The sequence below is a fragment of the Mesorhizobium sp. M4A.F.Ca.ET.020.02.1.1 genome, assembly GCF_004022645.1.
Taxonomy (GTDB): domain Bacteria; phylum Pseudomonadota; class Alphaproteobacteria; order Rhizobiales; family Rhizobiaceae; genus Mesorhizobium.
In genome coordinates this window covers 1-10,101 of sequence record NZ_RZOI01000150.1, presented here as the reverse complement: position 1 = coordinate 10,101, position 10,101 = coordinate 1, and the positions used below count along the sequence as shown (strand labels likewise).

Below are 10,101 nucleotides of genomic sequence, written 5' to 3'. Positions count from 1 at the left end.
TCGGGCGGCTGGCCGCGAACAAGGTGCAAGCCCGGGTGACGCGTTCGTGATCGCGGCAGCGCCTTGCCTCATCCTATCTGTCGGGGGCGGGTTCGCGGCCTGAAGGACATGCCGGTCGCGCTCGCGCCGGTTTCAGTACCTTTTCCGAAAGCAGGGACATCTGACATGGCTGATCAAGCGGATGACAAGGCCGGTCCGGCGCCCGCCGCCGTGTCTGTCGAAGCCAGCAGCCTCGGCGACCAGTTGGCGACGATCCGGCAGGCGCTGAAATCCTCGCCGGTGCGCAGGCAGTTCGTCTGGGCCTGTCTCGGCATCGTCGCCGTCATCGTCGCGACTGCGATCGGCCAAGTGCTGCTCAACCGTTGGAACCAGCCCTTCTACGATGCGCTGGCGCGGCGTGACCTGCCGGGTTTCCTGCACCAACTCATGGTCTTCGCTGCCATCGCCGGCGGGCTTCTGGTGCTCAATGTCGGCCAGACCTGGCTCAATCAGACCATCCGCCTGAAGCTGCGCGAGGCGCTGACGCTCGACCTGATCGAGGAGTGGATGCGGCCGGCGCGCGCCTTCCGGCTGGCGCATGCCGGCGCCATCGGCGTCAATCCGGACCAGCGCATGCAGCAGGACGCCGGCCATCTCTCCGACCTGTCGACCGATCTCGGCGTCGGCCTCCTGCAGGCCTTCATCCTGCTGGCGTCCTTCATCGGTGTGCTGTGGACACTGTCGTCGGGCTTCGTCTTCCACATCGGCGGTTATTCGCTGGCGATCCCTGGCTACATGGTGTGGGCGGCGATCCTCTATGCCGGCATCGCCTCATGGCTGAGCTGGCTGGTCGGACGGCCGCTGATCCGCTTCAACAGCGACCGCTACACGCGCGAGGCCGAACTCAGGTCCTCAATGGTCCGCGTCAACGAGAACATCGATGCCATCGCGCTTGCGCATGGCGAGGCCGACGCCAGGCGGCAACTCGAGCTCGACCTCGGCACGGTGCTCGGCGCCATGCGGCGCATCTACAGCGCCCAGATCAATCTCTCCTGGGTCACCGACACCTATGGCTGGATCACCGTGGTGGCGCCGATCCTGGTTGCCGCGCCGGTCTATTTCGCCGGCGACATCAGCTTCGGCGGCCTGATGATGGCGGTCGGCGCCTTCAACCAGGTCCATTCCTCGCTGCGCTGGTTCATCAACAACATAGGCGGCATCGCCGATTGGCGAGCGACGCTGATGCGCGTCGCCGATTTCCGCATCGCGCTCGGCGAAACCGATGTCTTCCACGACACCGAAAAGCGCATCATTTTTGCCGAAAACCCCGGCGGGACGCTGACCTTCGAGAAGCTTGAGGTCGCCTCGCCTGACGGCTGCACGAAGCTTGCCGAGCCGCATGTCGAGATTCGCCCCGGCGAGCGCGTCATGATCACCGGCGACCCGCGCGCCGGCAAGACGCTGTTCTTCCGCGCCATTGCCGGGCTGTGGCCGTGGGGCAGCGGCCGCATCGGCATGCCGACCGGAGCGGCGCCGATCTTCGTTCCGCGCACCCCCTATTTCCCGCTCGGCACGCTGCGTGAGGTGCTGAACCACACCGACGACATCACGGTCGAGGATGCCGAGATCGCGGCGGTGCTGACGGAAGTCGGCCTCGAACGGCTTGCCTCCTCGCTCGACCGTTCGGCGCGCTGGGAGCACGAACTGGCCGATGACGAGCAGCGCCTGCTTGCCGTCGCCAGGCTCGCGCTCAGGCGGCCAAAATGGGTGATCATCGACGAGGCGATGGACACGTTCGACGGCGCGACGCTGCGACGCGTGCTGGCGATGCTGGAGAAGCGCCTGCCGGATGCCGCCATCCTCAACATCGGCCGCGGCCAGCACAACAACCAGTTCTTTCCGCGCTCGCTGACGATCGTGAAGGATACAGCCGGGTCGGCGCTGAAGCCCGCGCGGGTCAGGGCCGGCGCGATCGAGCCGCCGCCGCACGCTGCGCGCAAGAAGAAGTGAGCGATAGAGCGGCGGTCTATCTCTTTGTTTTCGCGCAATTCCGGACGGAAGGCTACGGCGAAGTCGCCGAGCCTGACCGTTTCACGCTTTTGCTGGAATTGCTCCAGCTTTATTTCGCCGTGATCGGCGCGGAAGATGATGCGCGTCAAACCGGACGCACGCGACCATGTTCGACGTGCTCAGCCTGCTTGCCTGTCTCGGCTGCGCTCAGGCAACGCCCTTGCCGATGCCAGCCGCGCCAGCCGCTGTGGATGTCGAACTGGTGCTTGCGGTCGACATCTCGACGTCGATGGACGAGCGCGAGTTCGCGCTGCAGCGCGCCGGCTATGTCGAGGCGCTCAGGCATCCGGACTTCATCAAGGCGGTGCGAGCTGGCACCAACGGCCGCATCGCGATCGCCTATTTCGAGTGGGCGGGCACCATCCGCGACGACGCGGTGCTTGCCTGGCAGATCATTGATGGCAGCGACAGCGCCGATGCCTTCGCTGACGGGATCGCGGCGCGGCCCTTCCGCAGCTTCCGTGGCACTTCAATCTCCGGCGCGCTCGCCTTCGGCACCGGGCTCTTCGGGCAAAGCGCCTTCAAGACGCAGCGGCGCGTCATCGACATTTCCGGCGACGGCCCCAACAACACCGGTCCGCCAGTCACCACGGAGCGCGACGCGGCTTTGGCCAAGGGCATCATCGTCAACGGCCTGCCGATCCTGATCAGCCCATCGCCAACCTTCAGCCATCTCGACCGCTACTATGCCGAATGCGTCACCGGCGGGCCGGGCTCCTTCGTGCTGCCGATCTACGCGGCTTCCGAGTTCTCGACCGCCATCCGGCGCAAGCTGATCCTCGAGGTGAGCGGCATCGCCGACACGGCGGCGGTCCGGATCGATGCCGAGCCACCCATCGACTGCCTGCGGGGCGAGCGCGACCGCCGTTTCTATTCCGATCCCTATTTCCCGGAACTCGATCGCTAGAGCGGTTCAGCGTTTCAAGGAATCGCGGAACCGCTCTAACTTTTTGTTTCTACGCGATTCAGGACGGAAAACCGTTACACACTTTTCCTGGAATTGCTCTAAGCCGACAGGTTCGGGGCACGACAAGATCAGGCGGGCCGCGCGCCGTATTTCTCGCGGAACTCGTCATAGAGGTCACGCCGGCGGCGGCGACCGTCGACATAGCCGCGCAACAGCTGCGGCAGCGAGTAGCCGAGCGACTTGGACGAGCGGTTGGCCAGATAACCGGCGAATGCCTGCGAAATCCTGCCCTTCATCGTATCGGCGATGATCTGGCGCGCGATCATATAGGGCGGGATCTCGGGATAGCGGTCAGCGATGTAAGGGTGCTTGTCGATGAGGTTCGCATAGGCCTCGACATAGCCGTCACGGCGGCCGGAAATCGAATTCTCCGAATTGTATTTCTTCCAGTCGATTTCCTCGGTGAGCAGCGCGCCGCCGCGGCGGGCGAAGCGCAGCAGCAATTCGCGATCCTGCATGCGCGCGATGTCGCTGTCGTAGCCGCCGATCGCCAGCAGCGATTCATGCCGGGCGGTTATCGCGGAACCGGCGATGAATATGGTCTGGGAGACCAGGGCCCGTTCCAACGTGTTGCGGGTCAGGAAAGCCTCGCGGTTGACGCATCTGGTGGCCCGGTTGCCCTTCACGGACACGAAAGAGCTGATGAGGACTTCCAGCGACGGATTCTCATCGAAGCGCGCCAGCGTGCGTTCCAGCCGGTCCGGCAGATAGACGTCGTCCGAATCGAGAAATGTGACAATGGGCGCCCGCGCGCGTTCGATACCGGCATTGCGGGCGGCGTTGGCGCCACGCCATTTCGCGCCGACATAGATCAGCCGGGGATCGCGGATTTCGGCAAGCGCCGCCGCCGTGCCGTCGGTGGAGCCGTCATCGACGACAATGTGCTCGAAACGGACAAGGCTCTGGGCCAGCACGCTTTCCACGGCGCGCACGACCTGGCTGCGCCGGTTGTGGGTTGGCGTGATCACTGTGATGAGGGGCGCCGGCTCGGGAGCTTTCGGCATGCAACTAGGCCCCGGATTCTGGGATATTCGGATGGATCTGAGGCCGCCTTCCATGCCCGCCCAGGATTGCGTTCGGTGGAACGCTACAAAAAAGAGGCCTCCGTGTCATCTCGACCGCCCGGCGCTCAGGGCCTGCAACCGGCAAATTCCGCGACACCGCGCCTCAACTGCAACACTTTAGCTGTGGCCGATATAGTCCGGCACGAGCTCGACCCTGTCGCCGACGATGCCCGCGGCAAAGCTGAGCTGTCCCCAGAAGACCAAGGTATAGAACGCCAGGCCGACGATGACGGCGAACGGGATTTGCCAAAGCGGCATGCCTGCGGGGTGCGCATGGCCCACGATGCGCCGCGCCGTGCGCCACGACATGGTGAACCAGCGGCTGAACGACTTGACGATCCGCTGGCCCCGGCTGGGCGACCGGAGCGCGACGAATTTCCTGTCGGCATCCCTGCCGGTCACCAATGCGCGCCAGAAAAAGAACCGCCAGCCCCGCGGGGAATAGTGGTAGACGCGAGCGTTGACGTTGCGCAGATCGTGGCCTTCGCGGCGCAGTTGGTGCATCAGCAAGGTGCAGGAGACCTTGAAGCCATTGTTTTCAGGAAACGGGTGGCTGGAAATCCAGTCGCGCCGGAAGGCAGTATTGTTGGCGTTGAGGGCCCGTTTCGAGGCGAACCTCTTGTCGCCCTGGGCCATCGGGAAGAACCACATCAGGGCAAAGGTTCTCGAAAAGAAGTCATCGCACAAAAGATACGTGTAGCCGTTGACACAGACGATGCCAGGGTCCTGAAACGGGCCGAGCAGGGTTGCAAGCCAGTCGCGTTCCGGTACGGTGTCTGAGTCCAGGAAGACGACCAGTTCGCCCTCGGTTGCCTTGATGCCATTGTTCTTGAGGTCGTAGTAGCGGCCGCCAGGGCAAGCCACGAAGCCTATCTCCGCCACTTCTTCCAATCGCGGCGCTTCGGCACGGAAGTTGCGCCGAAGCGTGTCCGCGTCCTCGGCTTGCCCGCCATGCGAGATGATCAGTTTCGGTCTCGCAAAGCCGATCGCGGAAACCGCGGCGATTTCGCGCGCCAGGGCGTTCAGCCCAACGCCGATCTCGGCCCAGTCGATCGACTTGGCGTTCTCCATTTCCACGACGATTGAATAGTCGGGGTATTCGTCAGCCATCGGGGGCGCTACCGGTTCATCGGAGTGTATGTCGCTATAACCCTGGTGGCCTGCTGTCAAACGACCGAGACGCTACCCACATCTGCGAGTTCGCCGCCTCGATCAAGTGGGTTTTCGTTGTTTCTAGTTCTTCAGGAAACCACGGAAGTGGCGCGGGCGATGCCAGAAGCTCGAAGGATCGGCGTACTCGGACAGAAAGCGCTCCCTCCATTCGTCATTGATTGTGTCGCGCTGGATTTCGAGACCTGACTCGATGTTGGTTCCCCAGGTAAGTTCGGTATCCGCCAAGCGTGCAATTTGCTTGAGGCTTGCTCGCGGATCTTGCTGAATTTGCTCGTAAGTCAGAGAAAGGTAGGGCAGTCCGTTTTTTGCGAACCAGCCATCCCAAGCCAGATTTTCCATCAGAATTCTTTCAAGCGAATCGACGATCGCGCCACCGTCATAGCGCGGCGGTGTGTCATTGATTTCCGTGGAGCGGAATCTGCGGGTTTGACGGGCGCGGGCCCAAGAAATCGCCTGGCCCAGCCGATCACGGCGCGTCAAGCGGACGTAACGCGGATTCGGAAGGCTCGCGGGCAGGTTCAATTTCTTGGCAACTTGAGCAAATTGGCTTGCGAAAAGCTTGATCGCGTAGATTCCTGAAGAGGATCGCCCGTCCGTCACCGCACGCAGAAGCTGCGCGCGGGGGGCGCGAGGATAATCCGGCAGCTCCAGCAAACGGCGACCGCCAAACCACTCAAGTGGACGCCCCAGTTCGGCGGAGGCCATCAACCCAGCGAGATGATTGCTACCGCTGCGCGGTGAGGTGCAGACAAGAATTCCCGCCTTTATCCCGGACAGAATGTCGGGCGGGATTTCAACCGTGGCCGCACGCCGACGAAAGAGACGCATCGCAATCATCGCTTCAGCAGAAACACTGCCTGCTGGCCGAAGAAATTCCAGAACCACCACGGCATGGAGAGGCCGATCCTCTGACCATTGCCGTCGAGGGCGGTTGCCTTTTCCACCGTGGCGCCAAGCTCCTCGCACAGATTGACGAAGTCACGGATGGTGCAGAAATGGATGTTGGGCGTGTCGTACCAGGAATAGGGCAGATCCTTGGTCACCGGCATCCGCCCCTTGACGAACAGCGACAGGCGCACCCGCCAGTGGCCGAAATTGGGGAAAGAGACGATGGCGCGGTTGCCGATTCTGAGCAACTCGTCGAGCACCAGCTTCGGATTGCGGGTCGCCTGCAGGGTCTGCGACAGGACGACGAAATCGAAGCCCTTGTCGGGATAGAATTCGAGATCCTTGTCGGCGTCGCCCTGGATGACCGAGAGGCCGCGCGCCACGCATTCGTTAACGCCGCGCTGCGACAGTTCCAGCCCACGGCCGTCGACCTGCTTGGTTTCCTGTAGTAATTCGAGCAGCAGCCCATCGCCGGAGCCGACATCGAGCACCCGTGACTGCGGCGGGATGAGATCGGCGACGACTTCAAGGTCGACGCGCTGGGCGCGGTTGACGCTCACAGGCTGGCCTCCCTTTTGGCGCATGATCCTGACTCGGAAAGTCTGCAACTTTCCGGGGTCATGCGCTCAGCCCCCTTGCCCGCGCGGCCGAGCCGATGAAGCCGTTGATGGCGGCGAACAGTTCCGGCTCATCGAGCAGGAAGGCGTCATGGCCGCGATCGGTCTCGATCTCGACGAAGGAGACGGAGGCGCCGGCAGCGTTCAGCGCATGCACGATCGAACGGCTTTCCTCGGTCGGGAACAGCCAATCGGAGGTGAAGGAGACCAGGCAGAAGCGCGTCTTGGTGCCGGCGAAGGCATCGGCCAGGCGACCACCGTGATCGGCGACGAGGTCGAAATAGTCCATCGCGCGGGTCAAATAGAGGTAGGTGTTGGCGTCGAAGCGGTCGACGAAGGTCATGCCCTGATGGCGCAGGTAGCTTTCGATCTGGAAGTCGGCGTCGAAACCGAAGGTCAGCGCCTCGCGATCCTGCAGGTTGCGGCCGAACTTGCGGTGCAGCGCCGCCTCCGAAAGGTAGGTGATATGGGCGGCCATGCGCGCCACCGCCAGCCCCTTCTCCGGACGCTTGCCGTATTCGAAATACTTGCCGCCATGCCATTCCGGATCGGCCATGACGGCTTGCCGGCCCACTTCGTGGAAGGCGATGTTCTGCGAGGAATGACGTGCCCCGGTGGCGATCGGCAGCGCCGAGAAGACGCGCTCGGGATAGCTCGCCGCCCATTCCAGCACCTGCATGCCGCCCATCGAGCCGCCAAGCACGCAAAACAGCTTCTCGATGCCGAAATGGTCGACCAGCATCAGCTGCGCCCGCACCATGTCGCGGATGGTGATGACCGGCAGGTCGAGGCCGTAGGGCTTGCCGGTGGCCGGATTGGTCGAAGCCGGGCCGGTCGAGCCGAGGCAGCCGCCCAGCACGTTGGAGCAGATGACGAAGAAGCGGTTGGTGTCGATGATCTTGCCGGGACCGATCAACACCTGCCACCAGCCCGGCTTGCCGGTCACCGGATTGGTGCTGGCGACATGCTGGTCGCCAGTCAGCGCGTGGCAGACCAGGATGGCGTTGGAGCGGGCGTCGTTCAGCGTGCCATAGGTCTGGTAGGCGATCTGAAACGGCGACAGCAGCGCGCCGGCATCGAGCTTGAGCGGCTTGTCGGCGCCGAAGCGCAACACCGGGCTCGACGGATTGTCGGCCTCGTTGCTGGTTTTTGCGGCGCGCAGAACGGCCATAACATCCTCTTACATTAGGCACCGTGGTTTCCGGAAACCGATTCCGGTTTCCGGACCAGGCGACTGTCCGGCCGGCGGCGGGCAACAAAAAACCGGCAATGCCTTCGCAAAGCCGGTTACAGGATGCAAACGGCCCTTTAGCGAATTGTTTAACGTGGCTGCAAGCCGACCGGCCAAATCACCACGGAACTGTCGCTGCTCTTCTAGGGCCAGCGCGGCTCGGCGTCAACGGTCGGGCTTTTCGCGCCCTTGCCGCCCTCTCGACATTCGCGGCCACGGCTTGTATTTCCGCTGCGGCCTTCGGTTGGAGGCATCCTCGACGGACTTTTGGACATGAACCAGACACCTGACAAGGCACGTCCGACGCCCCGCGCGGGCATCATGGACATCGAAGCCTATGTGCCCGGCAAGAGCACAGCGCCTGCCGGTGTCGCCAAGGTCCATAAACTGTCGTCGAACGAGAACCCGCTCGGCCCCTCGCCAAAGGCGATCGAGGCGGCGCGGGAGGTTGCCGCAAGGCTCGACGTCTATCCCGACGGCACCGCCAGGCGGCTGCGCGAGGCGATCGCCGAGGCGCACGGCCTCAACCCTGCGAACATCATCTGCTCCAACGGCTCCGACGAGATTCTCGGCCTGTTGGCGCAGACCTATCTTGCGTCCGGCGATGAAGCCATCATCACCGAGCACGCCTTCATGGTCTACAAGATCTACATCCAGTCGGCCGGCGCCACGCCGGTCACGGTGAAGGAGACCCATGAGCGCGCCGACATCGACGCGATCCTGGCAGCGGTGACGCCGCGGACCCGCATCATCTTCCTCGCCAATCCCAACAATCCGACCGGTACATACGTGCCGTTCCAGGAAGTGCGCCGGCTGCATGCCGGCCTGCCGAAGAACGTGCTCTTGGTGCTGGATGGGGCCTACGCCGAATATGTGCGCCGCAACGACTACGAGGCCGGCATCGAACTGGCGGGAAGCGCGGAGAACGTGGTGATGACCCGCACCTTCTCCAAAATCGGCCTTGGCGGCGCGCGCATCGGCTGGATGTATGGCCCCATGCACATCGTCGACGCGATCAACCGCGTGCGCGGCCCCTTCAACGTCAACGCAACGGCGATCGAGGCCGGCATCGCGGCGATCCGCGACCGCGCCCATGTCGAGCGCAGCGTGGCGCATAACGAAACCTGGCTCGCCTGGCTGAGCGACGAACTGACCAAGCTCGGGCTGCGCGTGACGCCGAGCGTCGGCAATTTCGTGCTGATCCACTTCCCCGAGGACGGCAAGCATTCGGCGGCGGCGGCGGACGACTATCTCACGGCGCGCGGCTACATATTGCGGCGGGTTTCCGGCTACGGCTTCCCCAACGCGCTGCGCATGAGCGTCGGCATCGAAGAAGCCAATCGCGGCGTGATTGCCGCCCTCACGACCTTCCTGAAAAGTTGAGCGCCATGGCACCTGTGATGTTCGAAAAGATCGCGCTGGTCGGCATCGGCCTGATCGGCTCGTCGCCGGCCCGCCTCATCCGCCGCGAGGGCCTGGCCCGCCATGTCGCCATCGCCACCCGCAGCCCCGCCACGCTGGCGCGGGCCGAGGAGCTCGGCCTCGGCGATTCCTACGCAACCGACGCCAGGCAAGCGGTGCGCGATGCCGATCTGGTTATCGTCTCGGTGCCGGTCGGCTCCTCCGGCGAAGTGGCGGAGGAGATCGCGCCGGCGCTGAAGAAGGGCGCCATCCTCACCGATGTCGGCTCGACCAAGGCTTCGGTCATCGCGCAGATGCAGCCTTATGTACCTGACGGCGTTCACTTCATTCCTGGCCATCCTCTGGCCGGCACCGAGAAGTCCGGACCGGACGCTGGCTTCGCCGACCTCTTCGACAACCGCTGGTGCATCTTCACGCCGGTGCCCGGCACCGATCCCGCGGCATTGGAAAGGCTTTCAGAGTTCTGGCGGCGCTGCGGCTCAAACATAGACACAATGGATCCGCAGCATCACGACATGACGCTGGCCATCGTCTCGCACCTGCCGCACATCATCGCCTACAACATCGTCGGGACCGCGGACGACCTGGAATCGGTGACCAAGACCGAAGTCATCAAGTACTCCGCCTCCGGTTTCCGCGACTTCACTCGCCTTGCCGCGTCCGACCCGACCATGTGGCGCGACGTCTGCC

9 protein-coding genes and 1 riboswitch are annotated in these 10,101 nt (G+C 63.7%); of the genes, 4 read left to right on the top strand and 5 right to left on the bottom strand.

What is annotated here, in order from left to right:
• The first annotated feature begins 165 nt into the window (after nt 1-165).
• Together EN742_RS12485 and EN742_RS12480 are read left to right on the top strand one after the other, a co-directional pair.
• Nucleotides 166-1,989, top strand: coding sequence for an ABC transporter ATP-binding protein/permease (locus tag EN742_RS12485; RefSeq protein WP_126058070.1), 1,824 nt, complete (start codon nt 166-168; stop codon nt 1,987-1,989).
• 166 nt (nt 1,990-2,155) lie between these two features.
• Nucleotides 2,156-2,956, top strand: a complete 801-nt coding sequence (locus tag EN742_RS12480; RefSeq protein ID WP_126058071.1) for a DUF1194 domain-containing protein — start codon at nt 2,156-2,158, stop codon at nt 2,954-2,956.
• A 128-nt stretch (nt 2,957-3,084) separates the two neighbouring features.
• Here EN742_RS12480 and EN742_RS12475 read toward each other — a convergent pair whose 3' ends face one another.
• From EN742_RS12475 to EN742_RS12455, 5 genes are all read right to left on the bottom strand, one after another.
• Entirely contained in the window at nt 3,085-4,020 is a 936-nt protein-coding gene (locus EN742_RS12475; protein ID WP_126058072.1) for a glycosyltransferase family 2 protein, read from the bottom strand.
• 177 nt (nt 4,021-4,197) lie between these two features.
• Nucleotides 4,198-5,190, bottom strand: coding sequence for a glycosyltransferase family 2 protein (locus tag EN742_RS12470; protein ID WP_126058073.1), 993 nt, complete (start codon nt 5,188-5,190; stop codon nt 4,198-4,200).
• A gap of 123 nt (nt 5,191-5,313) precedes the next feature.
• Nucleotides 5,314-6,141: a Stf0 family sulfotransferase gene (locus tag EN742_RS12465; protein ID WP_126058074.1), complete on the bottom strand. Its 828-nt coding sequence runs from the start codon at nt 6,139-6,141 to the stop codon at nt 5,314-5,316.
• On the bottom strand, nt 6,087-6,701 hold the full coding sequence (metW, locus tag EN742_RS12460; protein ID WP_126058075.1) for a methionine biosynthesis protein MetW: 615 nt from the start codon (nt 6,699-6,701) through the stop codon (nt 6,087-6,089). The genes EN742_RS12465 and metW overlap by 55 nt, the downstream gene beginning before the upstream one ends.
• Before the next feature lie 58 nt (nt 6,702-6,759).
• A complete protein-coding gene (locus tag EN742_RS12455) occupies nt 6,760-7,929 on the bottom strand; it encodes a homoserine O-acetyltransferase (RefSeq protein ID WP_126058076.1) in 1,170 nt (389 codons plus the stop codon).
• 117 nt (nt 7,930-8,046) lie between these two features.
• Nucleotides 8,047-8,124, bottom strand: a riboswitch (SAM riboswitch).
• Between the two features lie 138 nt (nt 8,125-8,262).
• Here EN742_RS12455 and hisC point away from each other — a divergent pair.
• Both hisC and EN742_RS12445 read left to right on the top strand, forming a co-directional pair.
• The gene (hisC, locus tag EN742_RS12450) at nt 8,263-9,372 is read left to right on the top strand and encodes a histidinol-phosphate transaminase (protein ID WP_126058077.1); all 1,110 of its coding nucleotides are present in this window, start codon (nt 8,263-8,265) and stop codon (nt 9,370-9,372) included.
• 5 nt (nt 9,373-9,377) lie between these two features.
• On the top strand, nt 9,378-10,101 hold a 724-nt coding region (locus EN742_RS12445), incomplete at its 3' end, for a prephenate/arogenate dehydrogenase family protein (protein ID WP_189375299.1).